The organism is Gloeobacter kilaueensis JS1 (assembly GCF_000484535.1).
GTDB lineage: Bacteria > Cyanobacteriota > Cyanobacteriia > Gloeobacterales > Gloeobacteraceae > Gloeobacter > Gloeobacter kilaueensis.
Window position 1 is genome coordinate 3,479,145 of the sequence record NC_022600.1, and the last position, 19,050, is coordinate 3,498,194.

18 protein-coding genes are annotated in these 19,050 nt (G+C 62.1%); 11 read left to right on the top strand and 7 right to left on the bottom strand.

Annotation, left to right across the window (positions count from 1 at the left end; genetic code table 11):
* Positions 1-11: 11 nt before the first annotated feature.
* Positions 12-1,334, top strand: coding sequence for a serine/threonine-protein kinase (locus GKIL_RS23775; protein ID WP_081705281.1), 1,323 nt, complete (start codon positions 12-14; stop codon positions 1,332-1,334).
* On the opposite strand, the gene trpE is transcribed toward GKIL_RS23775, so the two are convergent.
* Positions 1,217-2,713 carry an anthranilate synthase component I gene (gene trpE, locus GKIL_RS16140; protein ID WP_023174835.1) on the bottom strand — a complete coding sequence of 499 codons (1,497 nt, stop codon included), beginning with the start codon at positions 2,711-2,713 and terminating at the stop codon, positions 1,217-1,219. The genes GKIL_RS23775 and trpE overlap by 118 nt on opposite strands.
* Before the next feature lie 54 nt (positions 2,714-2,767).
* On the opposite strand from trpE, the gene GKIL_RS16145 reads away from it, so the two are divergent.
* Positions 2,768-3,037 (top strand): YciI family protein, encoded by a 270-nt coding sequence (locus GKIL_RS16145; protein ID WP_023174836.1) that lies wholly within the window; start codon positions 2,768-2,770, stop codon positions 3,035-3,037.
* Positions 3,038-3,104: 67 nt separating this feature from the next.
* Here the strand turns inward: GKIL_RS16145 and GKIL_RS16150 are convergent, their stop codons facing one another.
* From GKIL_RS16150 to GKIL_RS16160, 3 genes are all read right to left on the bottom strand, one after another.
* Complete coding sequence (locus tag GKIL_RS16150) at positions 3,105-3,743, bottom strand: TraB/TrbI/VirB10 family type IV secretion system protein (RefSeq protein WP_023174837.1); 639 nt, start codon at positions 3,741-3,743, stop codon at positions 3,105-3,107.
* Between the two features lie 194 nt (positions 3,744-3,937).
* The gene (bchI, locus tag GKIL_RS16155; protein WP_041244007.1) at positions 3,938-5,038 is read right to left on the bottom strand and encodes a magnesium chelatase ATPase subunit I; all 1,101 of its coding nucleotides are present in this window, start codon (positions 5,036-5,038) and stop codon (positions 3,938-3,940) included.
* 47 nt (positions 5,039-5,085) lie between these two features.
* Positions 5,086-6,627 carry a site-2 protease family protein gene (locus GKIL_RS16160; RefSeq protein ID WP_023174840.1) on the bottom strand — a complete coding sequence of 514 codons (1,542 nt, stop codon included), beginning with the start codon at positions 6,625-6,627 and terminating at the stop codon, positions 5,086-5,088.
* Between the two features lie 91 nt (positions 6,628-6,718).
* Between GKIL_RS16160 and GKIL_RS16165 the strand changes: the two genes are divergently transcribed.
* From GKIL_RS16165 to GKIL_RS16175, 4 genes are all read left to right on the top strand, one after another.
* Positions 6,719-7,843 (top strand): geranylgeranyl reductase family protein, encoded by a 1,125-nt coding sequence (locus GKIL_RS16165; protein ID WP_023174841.1) that lies wholly within the window; start codon positions 6,719-6,721, stop codon positions 7,841-7,843.
* A 16-nt stretch (positions 7,844-7,859) separates the two neighbouring features.
* A complete protein-coding gene (locus GKIL_RS16170) occupies positions 7,860-8,627 on the top strand; it encodes a hypothetical protein (RefSeq protein WP_023174842.1) in 768 nt (255 codons plus the stop codon).
* 115 nt (positions 8,628-8,742) lie between these two features.
* Positions 8,743-9,090 (top strand): nucleotidyltransferase family protein, encoded by a 348-nt coding sequence (locus tag GKIL_RS25940; RefSeq protein ID WP_023174843.1) that lies wholly within the window; start codon positions 8,743-8,745, stop codon positions 9,088-9,090.
* On the top strand, positions 9,077-9,385 hold the full coding sequence (locus GKIL_RS16175) for a HepT-like ribonuclease domain-containing protein (protein WP_023174844.1): 309 nt from the start codon (positions 9,077-9,079) through the stop codon (positions 9,383-9,385). Before GKIL_RS25940 ends, GKIL_RS16175 begins: the two co-directional genes overlap by 14 nt.
* A 102-nt stretch (positions 9,386-9,487) precedes the next feature.
* Here GKIL_RS16175 and GKIL_RS16180 read toward each other — a convergent pair whose 3' ends face one another.
* Positions 9,488-10,027 carry an HNH endonuclease gene (locus GKIL_RS16180; protein ID WP_023174845.1) on the bottom strand — a complete coding sequence of 180 codons (540 nt, stop codon included), beginning with the start codon at positions 10,025-10,027 and terminating at the stop codon, positions 9,488-9,490.
* 3 nt (positions 10,028-10,030) lie between these two features.
* Positions 10,031-10,429 (bottom strand): thiol-disulfide oxidoreductase DCC family protein, encoded by a 399-nt coding sequence (locus GKIL_RS16185; protein ID WP_023174846.1) that lies wholly within the window; start codon positions 10,427-10,429, stop codon positions 10,031-10,033.
* A gap of 133 nt (positions 10,430-10,562) precedes the next feature.
* Between GKIL_RS16185 and GKIL_RS16190 the strand changes: the two genes are divergently transcribed.
* From GKIL_RS16190 to GKIL_RS16200, 3 genes are all read left to right on the top strand, one after another.
* The gene (locus GKIL_RS16190) at positions 10,563-11,237 is read left to right on the top strand and encodes a DUF1995 family protein (RefSeq protein ID WP_041244008.1); all 675 of its coding nucleotides are present in this window, start codon (positions 10,563-10,565) and stop codon (positions 11,235-11,237) included.
* Positions 11,234-12,151, top strand: coding sequence for a tRNA (adenosine(37)-N6)-dimethylallyltransferase MiaA (gene miaA / locus GKIL_RS16195; protein ID WP_023174848.1), 918 nt, complete (start codon positions 11,234-11,236; stop codon positions 12,149-12,151). The genes GKIL_RS16190 and miaA overlap by 4 nt, the downstream gene beginning before the upstream one ends.
* A gap of 104 nt (positions 12,152-12,255) precedes the next feature.
* Positions 12,256-12,843 (top strand): DUF4142 domain-containing protein, encoded by a 588-nt coding sequence (locus tag GKIL_RS16200; protein WP_023174849.1) that lies wholly within the window; start codon positions 12,256-12,258, stop codon positions 12,841-12,843.
* Positions 12,844-12,891: 48 nt separating this feature from the next.
* Here the strand turns inward: GKIL_RS16200 and GKIL_RS16205 are convergent, their stop codons facing one another.
* Positions 12,892-13,707, bottom strand: coding sequence for a bestrophin-like domain (locus GKIL_RS16205; RefSeq protein WP_023174850.1), 816 nt, complete (start codon positions 13,705-13,707; stop codon positions 12,892-12,894).
* 262 nt (positions 13,708-13,969) lie between these two features.
* Here GKIL_RS16205 and GKIL_RS16210 point away from each other — a divergent pair, with 262 nt between their 5' ends.
* Both GKIL_RS16210 and GKIL_RS16215 read left to right on the top strand, forming a co-directional pair.
* Positions 13,970-17,077 (top strand): efflux RND transporter permease subunit, encoded by a 3,108-nt coding sequence (locus GKIL_RS16210; RefSeq protein ID WP_023174851.1) that lies wholly within the window; start codon positions 13,970-13,972, stop codon positions 17,075-17,077.
* A gap of 129 nt (positions 17,078-17,206) precedes the next feature.
* Positions 17,207-19,048 carry an alkaline phosphatase family protein gene (locus tag GKIL_RS16215; RefSeq protein ID WP_023174852.1) on the top strand — a complete coding sequence of 614 codons (1,842 nt, stop codon included), beginning with the start codon at positions 17,207-17,209 and terminating at the stop codon, positions 19,046-19,048.
* Positions 19,049-19,050 lie beyond the last annotated feature (2 nt).

The window sequence follows — 19,050 nt, forward strand, 5'->3', positions numbered from 1 at the left end:
AGGAGCAGGAGATGTTGATGCGCATAATGGAACTGGCCATTGCCGCAGACGGTGGAAACTTCCCTTTGAATGAAAGCCTCGATTCTCCTATCGGTCGGCTGTTCGGCGAGCGCTACCGCATCAGCCGCTTCGTCGCCGGTGGCGGCATGGGTAGAGTCTTTCAGGCGATCGATACGCGCCTTGCCGGCAAGATCGTGGCGATCAAGTTGCTCTCGCTGCAGCTACTGAGCAACCCGCAACTGGCGACCCGCCTGCGGCAGTGGTTCGAGCAAGAAGCACAACTCAGCGCCATCCTGGGCAAGCACTCGCGGATTATCCAGGTCACAGATTACGGCGTGGATGCAGGCCAGCCGTACCTGGTCATGGAGTACCTCGAAGGCCGCAGCCTCAAGCAACTCATCGAGAGCGAGGGCGTGCTCGCCCTTGAGCGGGTCTTAAATCTGGCCGTTCAGATGTGTGAAGGTCTGCAGTTTGCCCATTCTCTGCAGACGCGGGTGGGCGGACGCCAGCTCAGTGGCGTCATCCACCGCGACATCAAGCCCAGCAACATCTTTGTCATCGACGAGGGCCGCCTCGGTGAGACGGTCAAGATACTCGATTTTGGCGTCGCCAAGGTAGTAGGCGACGTGCAGGAGACGCTGCACACCCAGTCGGGCTTTGTCGGCACCCCCCAGTACGCTTCTCCCGAGTTGTTGCGCGGCGAAGCGCTCGACTGCCGCTCCGACATCTACTCGCTCGGGGTCATCCTCTACCAGATGCTGACCGCCCGGCTGCCCTTTTCGCCCCAGACCAATTCCTTCGGTGGCTGGTACCACGCCCACAACCACCTGCCGCCCATCGACCTGGGCGCTTTCAGCCCGGAGGTGCCCGAAGCCTTTGCCCGGACGGTGATGGCCTGCCTGGCCAAAGAGCGCGACGAGCGGCCTGCGACCATGGCCGAGGTGAGCGACCGATTGCAGGCGGCGATGACCACTCCGACCCTTTTTGCACCCACTTCCCCGGCAGAAGACTGGCGGCAGGTGATCCTCTCCGAACAGCCGATCGCCCTGCCTGCCACGGTTCCGTCTGAGCCGGACACCCCCAAAAAGCCCACCGCCGGGCGCAGGCACCTGGCTTGGCGGATGATCCTCCTGGCTGCCCTCGCGGCTCTGGTGGTGCTATTACTGCAAGCTGCGCTCTCCCACCGCCCGATCGGTCTCTTCCAGAGCGTTCACCATCAGGGCGATGCCTGCTGGGCGCGGGCGATCGTTTCGAGCATTCCCCGCGCCTTGCTGAGGGTTTCCTCGTACTCGACGAGTGGAACAGAATCGGCTACCAGCCCCGCCCCGGCCTGAATCGTCGCCTGATTATTGGCAACTACCAGAGTCCGAATCGTGATGGCCGTATTGAGCTGGCCGTCGAAGCTGTAGTAGCCGTAGGCTCCGGCGTAAGGACCGCGCCAGAAAGGTTCCAGCTCGTAGATAATCTCCATCGCCCGGATTTTGGGCGCGCCGCTCACGGTCCCGGCAGGAAAAGTCGCCTTTAACAACTCCCAGGCCCGCGCCCCCTCCCGCAGTTCGCCCGTCACATTCGAGACGATGTGCATGACGTGGGAGTAGCGCTCGATCGTGAGCAGTTCATCGACCTGCACCGTTCCCGGCTTGCAGACGCGCCCGAGGTCGTTGCGGCCCAGATCGACCAGCATGACGTGCTCGGCCACCTCCTTTGGATCGGCGAGCAGGTCTTTTTCGAGCCACTGGTCCTCTTCGTCGTCGAGGCCCCGGCGGCGGGTACCGGCGATCGGCCTGAGGGTGGCAAGGGCTCGCCCCTCGCGCCGGTCGAGGCGGACCATCACCTCGGGGCTGGAGCCGACGATCTGAAAGTCGCCGAAGTTGTAGTAGGCCATGTAGGGCGAAGGGTTGATCACCCGCAAGGTGCGATAAAGGTCGAAGCTCTCGCCCCGGTAGGCTGTGGCGAAGCGCTGGGCCAGCACGACCTGAAAGATGTCACCGGCGCGGATGTACTCGCGGGCGCGCTCGACGGCGCTGCAGAACTCCTCGCGGCTGAAGTTGCTCGTAGGGCTTACCGGGGCCGCCGTCCATTCGAGGCTGAGGGGCCGGGCCTTCGCCGACGGTCTGGACAGGCGCTCCACCAGCGCGTCCACCCGTTCGCTCGCCTCCTGGTAGGCACTTTGCGCGTCCTGTTCGCGCAGGTCGGCGTAGGCCACCACCCAGATCTTGCGCTTGATCTGATCGAATATAAGAAGCGAATCGATCTGCATCCAGAAGCCGTCCGGCAGAGCGGCGGGCTCAGCGTGGACCGGCACCGAGGGTTCGATCCAGCGGATCAGTTCGTACCCCCAGTAGCCAAAGAGCCCCCCGATCCCGGCGGGCAACTCCGGCAGGTGAACCGGGTGATAAGGCTCCAAACAGCGATCGAGGACCACAAACGGATCGCCCCGGTGCAAAATTTTGTGCCCGTCGCGAAACACCTGCTCGCAGGTGTCGCCGCGCGCCGAGAGCGTCCAGAGGGGTTCACAGCCTAAAAAGCTATAACGGCCCAACCGCTCGCCGCCTTCTACCGATTCGAGCAAAAAGCTCTGCTGCGCCTCCGCACAGACTCTGTACCAGGCGGAGACAGGCGTCTCGAGATCGGCGAGGATCTCGCGGTAGACAGGAATAAAGTTTCCTTCGGCTGTTAGCTGGGCAAAGCGCTCAAAATCCGGTGCGACCATTGCTCCCCTCCCCGGTCTCCCGATAGTAGCGCAGCCCCGTGGCACAATCGAACTATGGCCAAGTATGTTCTTACCGGCACCTACTGCCCGGACGTGCTCGAAAAGCGTGCTCCTTACCGTGAGGCGCACCTGGGCCGCCTCGCTGGGCTGAAGGCGGCGGGCAAGGTGATCACGATCGGCCCCACCCGCGACCTGACCCGCGTCTTTGGCGTCTACGAGACCGATTCGGAGGCAGAGGCGCGCGAACTCATCGAGTCCGACCCCTACTGGCAGCACCAGATCTGGACGAGCTACGAGCTATTCGAGTGGATTCAGGCTTTTTGAAGCTTGCTCGTAACCACAAAAAACCCGCCTCCAGGAGGCGGGTGGGTGGGTCTAGATTTTGAACAAACTAGTAGCGCAGCGAAAGGGGCGCTTCGAGACGGAGATCAATTGGGCTGTTGTCATCGACGACAACCACCTGGGGAGCGGTGACGTTGCCGATTGCCGCACCGCCTACGCCGCCTGCGATCGCACCGAGGCCCGGATTACCGAGTGCCCAGCCGAGCAACGCACCGCCCGCCGCACCGATAGCCGCGTCACCGGCAATCTTGCCGCCACCCTGGTAGCGCGGATCCTTGACGTCCTTAAGGGTCTTGGAGGAGGCGCGCAGGGTGTAGAAGCGGCCATTGATGTTGGCCGAATCGGCAAAGAAGCGCAGACCGCCCTTGGCCGGACGGAAGGTGCCGCGCACTTCGCTACCTGCTGGTAGAGCGACGTTGCCGTTGCCGTCGTAGACGTCTTCGGCGACGATCAGCGAGTAGGGGTAGCTCTTATCGGTGTTGAGGTACAGCGTGCCCTGATCGGTAGTCGGTGCTACCGAAATGGTGGTACCAGGGGCCAGCCTTGCCACACCCAGGTTGAACTGGCGGCTGTTGTTGTTGCCGCGATTGTATTCGTAGTCTGAATACTGTTGCGCCTGCACGGGCAAGAAAGCGCCGGTGGCACTCACCAGACCCACGACCGCGAGGGATAACAGTGACCGATTCATACTCTTCCTCCCAAAATTTGGTGGATGGGAATGCTCACGAAACCAGCCTTCTTTTAGTCCTAGACTAGCCTGGGACAGGCATTGGGGGATCCCCCCAACGGTCGAAGTTAGCTGGTCTGTACATCCTTATCCTAGTCGAGCTGCCCACCCGTCCATAGGCTGATCGTTGCAATCTTCGCTGCGCTTAACAGTACTTACCGGGGCAGGGGATCGCGCTCCGGCGCTGTGCCGTTGTTCTCGGGGGCGGGCAGATTAAAGACGCGCCGGAACACCTTTTCGACCTTGTAACCGGAGTCGATCGTCTCAAGCGGATCTTTGCGCAGGCGATGGCGCAGACACAGCACGATGATTCGCTCGATGTCCTGGGCAGTGACACTGGCGCGTCCCTCGAAGGCAGCGAGGGCGCGGGCGGCGTTGTTGGCGACGATATCGCCCCGCAGGCCGTCTACGTTTAACTCCGAGCAGACTTCAGAAATCTGCAGGCGCAGCGGGTAGGGCACTTCGGTTTTTTTGAGCAGTTGCTGGGCTTTGAGGATACGCCGGGACAATTCCTGTTGGGCTTTGCGGTGGGCGAGGGCAAAGCGCTGGGGGTTGCTGTCGAACTCGCTGCGCTGCTGGACAATCTGCACCCGCAGCTGGGGATCTCTGACAGTCCGCACCTCGGCGTGCATCGCAAAGCGATCGAGCAGCTGGGGCCGCAGTTCGCCTTCTTCGGGGTTGCCCGAGCCCACCAGGACGAAGCGGGCCGGGTGGCGCACCGAGATCCCCTCGCGCTCGACGGTGTTCCAGCCCATCGCCGCCGAATCGAGCAGCACATCGACCAGATGATCGTCGAGCAGATTCACCTCATCGACGTAGAGGATGCCCCGGTTCGCCCGCGCTAAAAGCCCCGGCTCGAACGCCCTGGTGCCCTCGGAGAGCGCTTTCTCGATATCGATCGTCCCACAGACCCGGTCCTCGGTGGCCCCGAGGGGCAGATCGACCATCTGGACCTGGCGGCGCTCGATGGGCAGCGCTTCTCCCGCCAGCTTGCGCACGCGCACCTCGTCGCTCATCAGATCGGCGTTGTGGGGATCGCTGTTGTAGGGATCGCCCGCCACCACTTCGATTTCAGGCAGCAGTTCGGCGAGGGCCCGCACGGTGGTCGATTTGCCGGTGCCCCGGTCGCCCATGATCATCACCCCACCCAACCGGGGATCGATAACGTTGAGGATGAGGGCCAGCTTCATCTCTTCCTGGCCGACGATGGCCGTAAAAGGAAAAACCGGTCGGCGACCACGGTCGGCTACAGCCACGGCAGGATACCTGTTAATTGAACGGCTCCAATTCTAACGCCTTGGCCTCAGCCCCCGAGGCCAAGGCGCAGGGCAATCTGGGGCGAAAGGGGCAGCAAGATTGCCGCCATCGCAAACAGTGCCAGGATGGCAAGCGCGTCGCGCCGACTGTCGGTTTCGCTCAATTCGTTGAGGCAGGGCCGCTCTGGGGTGCGGGCAAACAGGAGCACCACCACCGCCCAGTAGAGATACTGGGGCACAAAAAGACCGATAAAGCCTAACAACACAAGGGCGACGATGCCAGTGATCCGCGCAGTCCGGCGACCATAAACCGCCTGGACGATCCGGCCTCCGTCGAGCTGACCGGCGGGCAGCAGACTGAGGGCAGTAATCTGCAGACCGACCAGGCCAATCACCGCAAAAGGATGCAGGTCGATGAACTGGCCTTTTGCTATCGGTCCTAACAGTACCCGGACCAGGATGCCCGCCAGCACGTTCAGGCTATCCGGAGCGATCGTGAGCGGCCCCTGGGTGGCGATCACGCTCGACAGCAGCAGGCCCACCAGCAAAAAGGCGAGGGAGACGAGGCCACCCACCGCCGGACCGGCGAAGGCGATGTCAAAGAGGGCGCGGCGGCTGGGCGGAGGCGAATCGATGCGCGTCAGCGAACCGAAGGTACCGGGAAAGACGGCAAAGCCCGAGGGCGGCACCGGAAAGGGCGTGAGCAAGGGCAGAAAAAAGGCGGCACTTAGGCGCACGCCGTAGCGCTTTGCCTGCCAGCGGTGGCCCACTTCGTGGGCAAAAAGGGTAAAGAGCACGCCCCCTGCCATGGGCAGACCCTGGAGCAACCCGGCGGGCGAGAACGGGTTGACGTTGTTGGGTATACAGATGAGCAACACCGCGAGAAACATCAAGACCAGCAGCGCCGCTGTAAAGGCAGCCGGCACCTTGCGCCCCTGAAACGGATCGCGCTCGGTGGGCATGACCAGCACCGTCGGTCGGTTCTCCTCGTCGGCGAGCAAATACAGCTGGTAGCGCTCGCCAAAGAGGGCGTGCAGCTTTTCGCTCAGCGTCCGAAAGACCAGTTCCGTCTCGCCCCGCAGGTTGCCCTTATAAAGAATACCCTGGCGAAAAGGTACCGACTCGGTAGCAAAAAAAGTGTCGATGCCGAAGATGCCCTGCAGTTGCTCGCGATCCGGGTCGGGGATGGCGACCGCCTCCTCCAGTTCAAGCAGCAGCGCCGAGGGCTGTACCGGTTGCTCGCCATCCTGGCTATCACTGGCTGCCTGACGGCGCGCCTCCAGTTCGGCCCGGTAGCGCTCGCGCAACTGCTTTTCTTGATCGCTCGCCGCCGCCCGCAATAGCCGCCCCACCCAGATGTAGCCGCCGGTGGTGGCAATCAAGATCACAATCAAGATGCCGAAGTTGATCTGAACATTGGTCCAGAACAGGGCGAACAGGCCAATCCAGGGCAGGTAGAGAATTGCCGCCTGCAACCAGGCGAGGATACCGACCCGCCCCGCCCGGCGCGCCCGCACAAAACCCCAGCCCAGGAAGGCAAAGCTGCCCAGGATAAGCAATGTAGGGATGAGCAAGGCGGAGGTGTTCACCTCTCCATTGTGTCCACAGGTTGCGAGAATACTTCAAAGATCCGCCAAAAACTTTGTGGCAGGATAGTGCTTCCAGAACAAAGACGATCCAATGGCGCAAGTCTACGACTGTGCAGTGATCGGTGCCGGTCCGGGCGGTGGAGCGACAGCCTACCACCTGGCCCGGCGCGGCTACCGGGTGCTGGTACTCGAAAAAGAATCTCTGCCCCGCTACAAGCCCTGTGGCGGCGGCGTCTCCCCGGCGGTAGCCGAGTGGTTCGACTTTGACTGGTCACCGGCCATCGCCACCTACGTCGATACAATCCGCTACACCTGGCAGATGGAGGAGCGCGTCGATGCGCCGCTGGAACTGGAGCGACCGATCTGGATGGTCCGGCGCGACAGCTTCGATCACTTCTTGATTAAAAAGGCCGTCGCCCAGGGAGCCGAGCTGCGCACCGCCTGCCCGCTTACCGCCCTTGAGCGTCGGGGCGATCGCTGGGAGCTGACAACTTCCGCAGGCTCCTTCACCAGCCGCTACCTGGTGGCCGCCGACGGTGCCAAAGGACCGACGGCCCGCTGGCTGGGCCTTGAAAAGCGGGCGATACTTATCGGCGGAGCGATCGAAGTCGAGATCGTCGCTCCGGTTCCCGAGCCGAACGTGGCGCACTTCGAGTTTGCCCTCGTCAAAGACGGTTATCTCTGGAACTTTCCAAAGGACAATGCCCACTCGATCGGCATCGGTAGCTTCGGCCACCGCAAGGTCGATCTCAAGACACCCCTCGCCCGCTACGTCGAATCTTTTGGCCTCTCGCTCGCGGGCGTTACCCTCCATGGTCACCCCCTGCTGCTCTGGCGGGGTCCGTCGCGGCTGCACACCGAGGGGGCGATCCTCTGCGGCGAGGCTGCCGGGATCGTCGATCCGTTCACTGCCGAAGGCATCCGCCCGTCGCTTTACACGGGCGTGCAGGCTGCCGGGGCGATTGCTGCCGCCCTGGCGGGTGAGCCGAATGCGCTGGAGCGCTACAGCGAGCAGATCAAACGCGAGTGGGGCGAGGACCTGCGCTGGGCGGAGCGGCTCGCTCAGGTGTTTTATGCCTTTCCGCGCATCGCCTACCGCGTCGGCGTCCAGCAGCCCTCCGCCACCCGCACGATGGGTAAAATTCTCTCAGGCTCACTGCGCTACCGCGACGTGGCCGAACGGGCGATCCGGCGGCTGGTGGGCCACAGGCGCTAGGAGTCAATATTTTCCCTTGAACGAATTCACCTACCACCTGCAGATTATCGGCCACCCGCAGAGTGGCCGCTCGACGTTTCTAGCCGCCTCCTACTACCGCGCCCGCGAATTGTTGCGCAGTCTGGGCAAGGCGAGCCTCAGCCTCAGTTGCACCGATCAGGCGAGCCGTGAATTTATCGATCGGATCCTCTCGCACGTGCGGGTCAACGGCGACTACCCGAAGCTGAGCGGCTGCCCCGACACCCTGCGCCTGCACTTCTACAACCTGCACGCGCCCACCCGGCTTTTTGGCGAGCGCGAGATCGCTGTCTGCTACTGGATCTGGCACAAACTCTCCCTCCCAGATAGCAGCGCAGCGCTTCCAGACGCCGACGGCAGTTGTCTATTTATCGACGCCGCGCAGCTGATGGACGACATTGCCTACCGGGCAAAGCTCGACGAACTTACCGGGGTTGCCCTATCTATCGCCCAGAAAGCGCACCGCCGTCCCCATCCGTTTGCGATCGTGCTCACCAAGTGCGATCTGTTGGGGCAGATGACCCCGGCCCTGCGCCGGGTGCTCAACCGGGAACTGATTCCACTCACCGAGGCTCTAGCCCGCAGCGAAAGCCTGCACCAGGTCTTCTTCTCGTCGCTTGCGATCGGCGTTGTCCCCAATACGCAGCGCTACTTTCTCCTCTCCAGCGACAGTGCTGCCGCTCCCCTCTGGCTGATGGACACCATTCACCCCCTCAACCAAGCACCGCTCAACGTCGATCTCGACCAGTTGCTCAATGCCCGGTAGGGCTAAGTGTGCCAGACCGGGACACTTTAAATATTTGACCCGTCGCCGCGAACAAAGAGGAAGTACAAGCGCTAGCATGTCTGCGAGAGCCTCATAGGGTTCAGAAGACTCGTTTATGGTCTTTGCGCGGCAATCAGAACCGTTCCCCACCTGGAGCCATCCTCCCCGGCGTCAGGAAGTTCTCGACTGTCTACGTCGCCACTGGTCCCAACTGCAGGCTTTCGGAGTCAAATCCATCGCCCTTTTTGGCTCCGTTGTCCGAGACGAAGCCAGGCGAGACTCGGATGTAGATTTGCTCGTCGAATTCGAGCCTGGTGAAGTTGTAACCTTTGCCAGGTTTTTTGAACTCCAAGACTTTCTTGAAGCGCTTTTACAGCGTCCTGTCGATCTCGGAACTCCCAGTTCTTTGAAACCGAGGATCGCAGCGTCAGTATTTAAAGAACTTATCTATGTCCAGCCATGATGTTGATCGGCGTTTGAGCGATATTCTGGATGCTGCCAGCAGCATCCAGCAGTACACGGCCAATCTGAGCGAACTGCAATTCATCTCAGGGCAACAGGTAGTAGATGCCGTGAACTATAACCTGATAAAGATCGGTGAGGCCGTCGCTAACCTGCCAGAAGACTTTAAAGAAGCGAACCCTGACATTCCCTGGCAGGCTATTAAGCGAACCCGCAATTTTATAACTATCGTTATTTTATGGTGGACCCCAGCATCGTCTGGGCAACAGTCCGGTCTGATCTGCCGGAACTTGTAACGAAGGTTGAGCAACTCGTTGTAAGCCGCACACAGATCAATCCGGCGGAGTCGGAGCAGTCAGGCCCGGAAACCAGCTCAGAGTAGGAGTGTGGGTCGCGTGTTAATAATCGAGTTCCTGTGCGGTCGAGAGGTGCAGAGTAATCTCTTCGAGTTGGCGAGCGGTCGCTTCTGGGTAGCGCAGGCGCAGATCGAGGGGGGCGGCTTCTAAGAATGTGGTCTGCTCGTGAACGCCCGGTGCGGCAGCCCGCAGGTAGGGCAAAAGATATTCAGGCAGCGGAGCGCAACGGCCCGCAAAGTGACGATCAAAGTAGATGATCCGGTCGCTCTTCCAGAGGTTGCACGGCTGGCAAAGGGGCTGGAGGTTCTTCGCCTCGTTTGGCCCGCCCCGGCTTACGGGCACGATATGGTCGCGGGCAATCATCTCTACCGCTGACCAGTTTTTGCCGCAGCAGGGACAGGTGCGGTACCAGCGCAACAGATCCCAAAATTCCCAATCTTCGATCTGGCCGTTCGGATCGTAGCTGTGGCGGCGCTCCTTCGCTTTTTTGGCGCGGGCCTTGCGGTTGGCCTGGTCGATGCAACCGGGGCAGGGTTCGACCCGCATCAAAAAGTCCGAGTAGCAGTCCGGGCAGCGGTACATCGTCTAGTTGGCCGCAGCGAAGGGCGGGTAGAGGCTGCGGTAGACCTGATCGCGGCTGCCGAACCAGGCGTAGCGGTTGTCTCGCACCTGGATGTAGCAGTTGTCGCCCAGATCCTGCAGGCCCGGTACGGCCCGGTAGGCAGCGATGAACGCCTCACCTGCCGGTAAGCGGCGGGCGATCTGTTCGGCGGCGGCACTGCCTTGAAACCAGTCGGGCGATGTGGGGTCGATCAAGATCATCCCCTGCTCGCATTGACCGGAAGCTACCCCAAAGTGGGCCAACTGCTCGCTGTCCTGCATCGGCACGTAGCGGAACTGTCTGCCGCCGTCGAGGCGCTCCAGGAGCTGCACCAGGTTCACGCATAGATTGCAAAGGCCGTCGTAGATGATCGTGGAGTGCACGGATACCCTCCTTTGCAGCCCCTTTATGGTAGCCGCGCCAAAATCAAATCCGCAGGGCAAAGCGGTCTTCCTGCGGCGAGAAACGGTGGCAGAATGGCGCTTGTAGAGCTTTCAGCGGTCCATGAGCTGTCCATTGCCCGATACGTTTGAACAGGCGCTCCTGCAGGCCCAGAGGGCACTGCGCAACGCCGTCGAGGCGGGCCATACCCGCCTGCAGGTCGAGGTGCAGACAGGACGGCGATCGGCGACGGATCTGGCCCGGCCACTGTTGGATATGATGCCGCAGCCGCTACTAGCCGTCTCCGGCACCGGCATCGCCGACTACGCCTTTACGCGCTGGGGCGAGACCCCCTACAAGATCCTCAATATCAGCGAGCGCGACTACATCGGCAACAACTGGCAGACCCTGGCGCTCATCGACGCCAGTTCGATCGATGTCGATGAGGTGCAACTGTACGCCGAGCGGGCAAAAGCCGGCAACAAACACTTCTTGATGGTCAACAACTGGCCGGAAGGGCCGGGCCTCACCGGCATCGGTCGGGGCAAAGAATCGGTGCGTCGAGCTTTTCGCTCCACCGTCGAAGTCGCCTACTTTTTGCAGGCGTTTCGCTACCGACCAGTGGTTCTGTTTCGCCGCTTCCCGGAAGCCTGGCAAATCTGGGAGCGCCAGGGCGAAAGTTTCAAGCTCGCCCGCGAATCGGCCCAGATCTTCAGCGCCAGAGAGATCGCCGCCTTCGGCGAGAGCGTCAATCCCCTGGTGGCGGTGGAGCGCTTCTTCAAGGGTCCGAGCTTTTTTCATTCGTGGTGAACGGCAAACTCATCGTTCTTTGCGGGCCGACCGCCGCCGGCAAGACGGGGCTGGGCATCCAGCTTGCCCGCTATCTGGGGGTGCCGGTCTTGAGCGCCGACTCCCGGCAGGTCTATCGCGAGTTCGACATCGGCACCGCCAAACCGACCCCCCAGGAGCGCGAGCAGGCAGAGCACCGGCTGATCGATGTCGCCTCGCCGACTGAAACGTTCAACGTCGCCCGCTACCGCGCACTGGCCCTCGCCGAGATCGAGAAGCTGCACGCAGCCAGGCAACCGGCGCTGCTGGTGGGCGGCAGCGGCCTCTACCTGCGGGCGGTGGCCGGTGGCTGGCAACCACCTGCTGTCCCGCCAGATCTTGAACTGCGCAGCCAACTTGCTATCCAACCCCTCGCCCGGCTTTTTGAGCAGCTGCAACGACTCGACCCCGAGACCGCCAGGCGACTGCATTCCAACGACCGGGTGCGCATCGAGCGGGCGCTGGAGGTGTGCCTTGCGAGCGGCAGACCGATGAGCACCCAGCAGCAACCCATTCATCCGGGCTTTGAGGTTCTCACCGTTGGCATCGGCAGCGATCGAGCAGCACTGCTGGAGCGCATCGAGCGGCGCACCCACCAGATGATCGAGCGGGGCTGGCTCATCGAAGTTAAAAAATTGAGAGCAAAGTACGGCCTCGATCTGCCCCTGCTGCGGACGCTCGGTTACGCCGAGTTGGGAGCGTACCTGGCAGGAGAGATCGATCAAGACCAGGCTATCCGGCAGATCGTCGTCCATACCCGTCAGTTCGCCAAGCGCCAGATGACCTGGTTTCGTTCCGAATCCAAAATTCACTGGCTGGACAGTCTCGAAGAATCTGCCCAGGCAGATCTCTGGTCCCGCCTGCAGGAGCAGGTAGACCGTTTTCTAAAAAGCTGAAAGGACCTGACAGCAGGTAAACCCCTCTCCAGAAGGAGGCCGGAGCCGCGTCCCGGCTCGACCATGGAAGACAAGTACCGACCTGTGAGCCTGGAGAAACAGCTATGGGCAAACAGACGATTTTCAGCCTGGCCTCTGCTCTGACATTTATAACCCTGGTGGTCGCCCTGCCGGTACGGGCCCAGGAAGAGACCACCGTCATCCAGCGCACCGAGACGGTGACCACCAGCCCGGCGACTGCATCGGGGGCCGCCTATCTAAGTGCGATGGCCGAATTTGGCGTGCGCGAGGTGACCCTGGCCGGTCTTGCTCTCAAACATTCCAACAATCCCACCGTCCGGCAGTACGCCACGGACGTGCTGACCTACCATGAGCGCACCGACCACGAGTTGCAACTGCTCGCAGCGAGCAAGCGCGTCACCGTCCCGGCCACCGGCAGCGATCTCACGGCACCGGCCAAAGACAAACTCCAGTCGCTGCTCGCCCGACTGCAGCCCTGGTCCGGCAGCCGCTTCGACCAGGAATATCTCAACCTCGCCTACTTCGATCAGCGCGAAGCTCTGCGACTGTCTCGCGCTGCTGCCGAGCAGTCCCGCGACTCCGACATCCAGAACTTTGCCAGCCGCAACCTCGAGACGCTGCAGACCCAGACTGCCACCGCCGATACCCTCGCTAAAAAACTTCCCGGTTAAAAAAAGGTGCCCAGCCACCGGCCACGATGCGATGCGCCTCCGGGCGCTTCAGCCGCCCGGCTTTGAACGTCCCCATTTTCTTTCCTGCTCGATCACCTGCCGGGCATCGGCAAACGGGGACGCATCGACCCGCAGGTTTCCAGAGTACGGGTACTGGAGTAGGAGCACTACATAGACGATCGAACTAAATAGCAGGGCAAACAAGGCGATGAGCAGCGGGTAGTTGCCAGGGTTCTCCGGCGGGAACAGCGCCATGACGAGCATGGCCAGCACCGACCCTAAGAGCACCAACCACCACATGATGACGGGCAGAGTGCCACCTGCAAGCCACAGCCGCTCATTGCGCAGTTTCACCAGTTCACCCAGGGTGGGTAGAAGGATGTTATAGGCCGCGAGCTGGGTGGTCGTCGCCACTCGAATATGAGAGAAGATAGTATATAATTTCTCGACGGCGGGCCTGGACGCCTTTTGTGGCCGTCCCTGTTCCATCGTCGGCCACTCCTGCTCAACAACCAGGTCGATGTACTCGTTGATGGCCGCATAGACATTCTGGCGCTCGGCGACGGGGAACTGCTCCATCAGACGAGAGATAACGATGAGCTTTTGCGTCTCGTTCACCAGGTCGAGTTCGGCCCGCTTCATGTCACTCCAGCAGTTGACCAGGATAAAGCCAACAATCAGGCCGACGACCGAGAAGAAGTAGCCGTTGACATCCTGGGCCGCATCGCTGATGAATCGGTACTTGCCCTGCTGGTGCCGTCTACAGGTCCAGAAGGCCAGTGCGGAGAACGCCGAGGTCGGAAACACGACGATCAGCAAAAAAGAGACCCAGGTAGGCCAGTTGACAAAATCCACCATTTTCATGGGGACACTCAGCGCGCTTCCAGAGCTTTACCTGAGTAGTGTACTTTGGCATCGAGCAAGACAGTACATCGAAGACGACCTCGATGGCGGGGATGTTCTGAGGGGCACCCTGCCTGCCGGAGAAAGCGCTCGGCCCAAAAATTTGTGAGTTTGTGTGAGCGCGAACCCGCAAGATTTCACATTCTGCACATAGCTCAGGGCGGATCAAAACCGGCGCTTTTTTTACAGTGGCTGCGTAGGTGCCCGCTACTGGCTGCGCGCTATGAACTGGAACATCTCGGCCTGGTCCATCCGCAATCCCGTCCCGACGCTGGTGTTGTTTTTGGTGATCACCCTGGCCGGAGCCGTCTCCTTTGCCGGGCTCGGCATCGACCTCGATCCGAACACCGACGCACCGATGGTGGGAGTGACGATCAGCCAGCTCGGCGCAGCCCCGACAGAACTGGAGACCCAGGTCACGCGCAAAGTCGAGCAGGCAGTTTCAAGTATCGGCAACATCAAGCACATCTACTCGACGGTGAGCGACGGCAGTTCGTTTACGCGGGTCGAATTTATTCTGGGCACCAGCATCGACCGGGCGACCAACGACGTGCGCGACGCGGTGAGCAAGATCCGTTCTTCGCTGCCCCAGAGCATCGATGAGCCGGTGGTCCAGCGCTTCGACTCCAACAACGAGCCATTTATCGGTTACACCCTCTCTTCGACTCGCCGCTCCGCCGTCGAATTGAGCTGGGTGGCCGAAAACACAATCGCCCGCGAACTGTTGACGGTGCCCGGCGTCTCCCAGGTGCTGCACTTTGGCCTGCAACGCGAGGTGCGCGTCCAGCTCGATCCATTGCGCCTCAAGGCTCTAGGTGTCACCGCCGATCAGGTCCACGCCCAGATTCGCGCCCTCAACATCGATCTGCCCGGTGGCCGGGGAGAAGTAGGCACCACCGAGCAGGCGATCCGCACCCTGGGCAGTGCCGCCACGGTCGAACAGTTGCGCACCACCCGCATCGCCCTGCCGGATGGCCGCTACGCCAACCTTGAGACCCTGGGCACGATCGTCGATGGCACCGCCGAGCAGCGCTGGCTCGCCTTCTTCGATGGCCGTCCTGCCGTCGTCTTTCAGGTCGTGCGCGCCAGCGGCACCAACCTCGTCGCCGTCGAGCAGGCGGTGCGCAACCGGGTAGCCGAGATTCAAAAAAGCCTCCCTGCCGATACCCGCATCGAGATGCTCTGGACCACCGGCACCTTTGTGCGCGAGTCCTACGACGCCTCGGTGGAGGCGGTGCTGCTGGGAGCGGGCCTCGCCATCGTCGTCATCTGGCTCTTTTTGCGCGACTGGCGATCGACGCTCATCGCCGCGCTGGCCATCCCGCTTTCAGTGGTGCCCACTTTTGCAGTCATGTACCTGGCGGGCTTTACCCTCAACAACATGACCCTGCTGGCGCTGGCGCTGGTAATTGGCATTCTGGTAGACGATGCGATCGTCGAGCTTGAAAATATCTCCCGCCACATCGGCATGGGCAAGACGCCCTTTGAGGCGGCGATCGAGGCGGCGGACGAGATTGGCCTGGCGGTGGTGGCGACGACCTTTGCAATTGTGGCGGTCTTCTTGCCGGTTGCCTTTATGGACGGCATTCAGGGGCAGTACTTCCGGCAGTTTGGCTGGACGGTCGCAGCGGCGGTGCTCTTTTCCCTCGTGGTGGCCCGGATGCTCACCCCACTCATGGCCGCTTATCTACTCAAGCCCCACCACCAGCCCTCTGGGCGATCGGTGCTGATGCGCCTCTACGACGCCGTTCTCAGGCGCGCCCTCCGCTACCGGCTCCTCACCCTCGCTCTGGCGATTGCCTTCTTTGTGGGCAGCTTGTTGCTCATCCCGCTATTGCCTACGTCTTTTATCGGGCCGGTCGATCAGGGCCAGAGCAGCCTGGAAGTGGAGCTGCCGCCGGGTTCGAGCATCGCCACCACCCGCCGGGCGATCCTGCAACTGAGTGCGCTGGTGCAAAAAAACCCGGATGTCGAGCACATCTACGCCCGCGCCGGGGCGATCGGCGCGCAGGCCGGTCAGGTCAACGTCGGTCGGCTGGTGATCCCCCTCAAACCCCGCGACCAGCGCCCCCACTCCCAGCAAGAATTTGAAGCGCTGATGCGGCCTGTGCTCAATTCGGTGCCGGGGGTACGGCTGTCTTTTTCGGGCTGGGGCGGCAAGGCGCTGCAGATTGTTCTGACCGGCGACAATCCGATCGAATTGAACCGGGCTGCCCGCGACCTTACCGACCAGATGCGCACGTTGCCCGAACTGGTCGATATCAGCTCCAGCGCCGCCCTGCTGCGCCCCGAGATCACCGTGCGGCCCAACCTGGCCCGCGCCGCCGAGCAGGGCGTCTCGGTACAGGCGATCGCCCGCACTGCCCAGATGGCGACCCTGGGGGACAACGAGGCCAACCTGCCCAAGTTCACCCTGCCCAGCCGCCAGATCAATATCCGCGTCCAGCTCGACCCGGCCTTCCGCACCGACCTCGAAGCGATCGGCGATCTGCAGGTGACAGGCAACGATGGCCGCCTCGTTCCCCTCAAGGCGGTCGCGACTGTGCGCATGGGCAGTGGTGCCGTCCAGTTCGAGCGCTACGACCGGGCCCGCCAGGTGCTCATCGGTGCCAACCTTGCCCCCGGCGTCAACCTGGGTCCCGCCCTGCAAAAAGTTCATCAACTGCCCGTACTGCGCAATTTGCCTGCGAGCGTCACCGAAAAACTGGCAGGCGACGCCGAGAACCAGCGCGACGTGTTCAATGGCTTCGGTGGGGCGATTGCCGCCGCCATCCTGCTTATCTGGGCGGTGCTGGCACTGTTGTTCGGTGGCTTTTTGCAGCCGCTCACGATCATGATGTCGCTGCCGCTGTCGCTGGGCGGGGCGCTTATCGGTCTACTCGTCTTTCAAAAATCCCTGGGCCTTTACACCCTCATCGGTATCGTCATGCTCATGGGCCTGGTGACCAAAAATGCGATCTTGCTGGTCGAGTACTGCCTGGTGGCGATGCAGAACGGCCAGACCCGCAGCGAGGCGATCCGTTCTGCCGGGGAGGCGCGGATGCGGCCCATCTTGATGACCACGGTCGCGATGATTGCCGGAATGCTGCCCATCGCCCTCGGGATCGGTGCCGGTTCGGAGGCGCGCTCGCCCATGGCCGTCGCCGTCGTCGGTGGCCTGCTCACCTCGTCGTTGCTGACGCTGGTGGTCGTGCCCGTCGTCTTTACCTACATCGACGATCTGCAGAATGGGCTCTGGCGCTTGCTCCTGGGCCGCCGGGGCGAGATGGCTGCACCAGAAACCTCCGAGCAGGTACCGTCCGCCGCTGCCCAGGCCGCCCAGCAGGAATAGGCATCAAAGTGTCCAAGAAACAGGGGACCCGTCGGGGAGATTCCAACCTCCCCGACGTTTTTTTGCGCACGCCGCCCGCGACGCGGGTTGCCGTAGACTTGTACGGGCCCGGTGAGGAGCATTTTATAAATGGCAGGCGCGGGAGCTTTCAAGAAAAACAATCTGGCAGCCTGGCTGGCAGCGGCATTGACAGTGGCAGGACCGGTGGCTGCCCAGCCCCAGCCCCACAACGTCGTGCTCTTTGTGGTCGATGGCTTGAGGCCGACTGCCGTCAACCCGGTCGATAGCCCGAGGCTCTATCGCTTTGCCCGCAGGGGTGTACGCTTTGCCAACAGCCATTCGCTGTTTCCGACTTTTACGACCCCGAACGCCACAGCCCTGGCCACCGGCCACTACCTGGGCGACACGGGCGATTTTAGCAACACGATCTTTCGGGGGCTGGACGGGCCAGCCGGGCAGACGGTCGTGCCCTTCATCGAAAACGATGGGGTGCTCGCCAGCTTGAATCAGCAATTTACGGGCAACTTTACAGGCGAAACGAGCCTGCTCGCAGCGGCGCGCACAAAAGGTTTCAGCACCGCCGCCGTGGGCAAACTGGGTCCGGTCCTGATTCAAGATCTCACAGGAGCTGGTGAACCTGGGACGATCGTTTTTGACGATACGACCGGCAGTACAGGCGGCGTGCCGATCGATCCCCAGGTGCTCGAACGGCTCCAGCAAAATAGCCTTCCTGCCGTCGCTCCCGCTCGGGGCTTGAACGGCAAGGGCGGCGACAGCAAGACACCGGGCACTGCCCTGCCCAACACGGTCCAGCAGCACTACTTCATCGATGTCACCACCCAGGTGTTGCTGCCGCTATTTAGAGAGCGCCAGAAACCGTTCGTGCTCGTCTACTGGTCGCGGGATCCGGACGGCACCCAGCACAACCAGGGCGACAGCCTCAACCAGTTGCGCCCCGGCATCAACGGTCCCACCTCCCGCGCCGCCATCCACAACGCCGACAGCAACCTTGCCCAACTGCTCGCCGGGCTGCGCCTGCTCAATCTGGAGGCGACCACCGATGTCGTCGTCGTCTCCGATCACGGTTTTTCGACGGTGAGCAAGCAAGACAGCAAGAGCTACGCCGCCCAGCAGCGCTACCCCGATGTGCCGCCGGGATTTGTCCCGCCCGGCTTTGTGGCGATCGACCTGGCCCACGAGCTTCAACTGCCGCTTTTTGACGCCGACAGCCAGAATGCTCCCGTCGATGCCCAAAAAGGCCAGCATCCTTTTTTGGGCAACGCCGTCATCGGCAGCGATCCGGCCTCCCCGGCGATCGTGGTCGCAGCCAACGGCGGCTCCGATCTGCTCTACTTTCCCGATGCGCCCGATCGCCCCCAGAAGTTAAAGCAGGCGGTCGATTTTTTGCTCAAGCAGGACTACGTGAGCGGCCTGTTCGTCGATGACAGCCTGGGCGTGCCACCCGGAGCACTCCCCCTCAGCGCCGTCAACTTAAAAGGCACGGCGCGCACCCCGACTCCGTCGATCGTCGTCAACTTCCGCTCCTTCAGCACCGGTTGCCGCAACGAGCGCGCCTGTGCGGCGGTCATCGCAGACACGCGCCTGCAGCAGGGCCAGGGCATCCACGGCAGCTTCAGCCGCGCCGACACCTTCAACTACATGGCAGCGAGCGGGCCCGATTTCCGCCGCCAGTTCATCGACCGCGCTCCGGCGAGCAACGCCGATATTCAAGTGACGCTCGCCCGTCTATTGGGTCTTGATATCCCGAGCCGGGGCGAACTCACTGGGCGAGTGCTGGGCGAAGCACTGGCAGGTGGTGCCCCCGTACCGGTCAGCTCCGGCACCCTGCGCTCGAAACCTGGAATAGAAGGCCGCGTCACCCTCCTGCAGTACCAGCAGGTGGGCAAGACCCGCTACTTCGACGCTGCCGGCTTCGCAGGCCGCACCCTGGGGCTCAAACAAGGCCGCTGAGG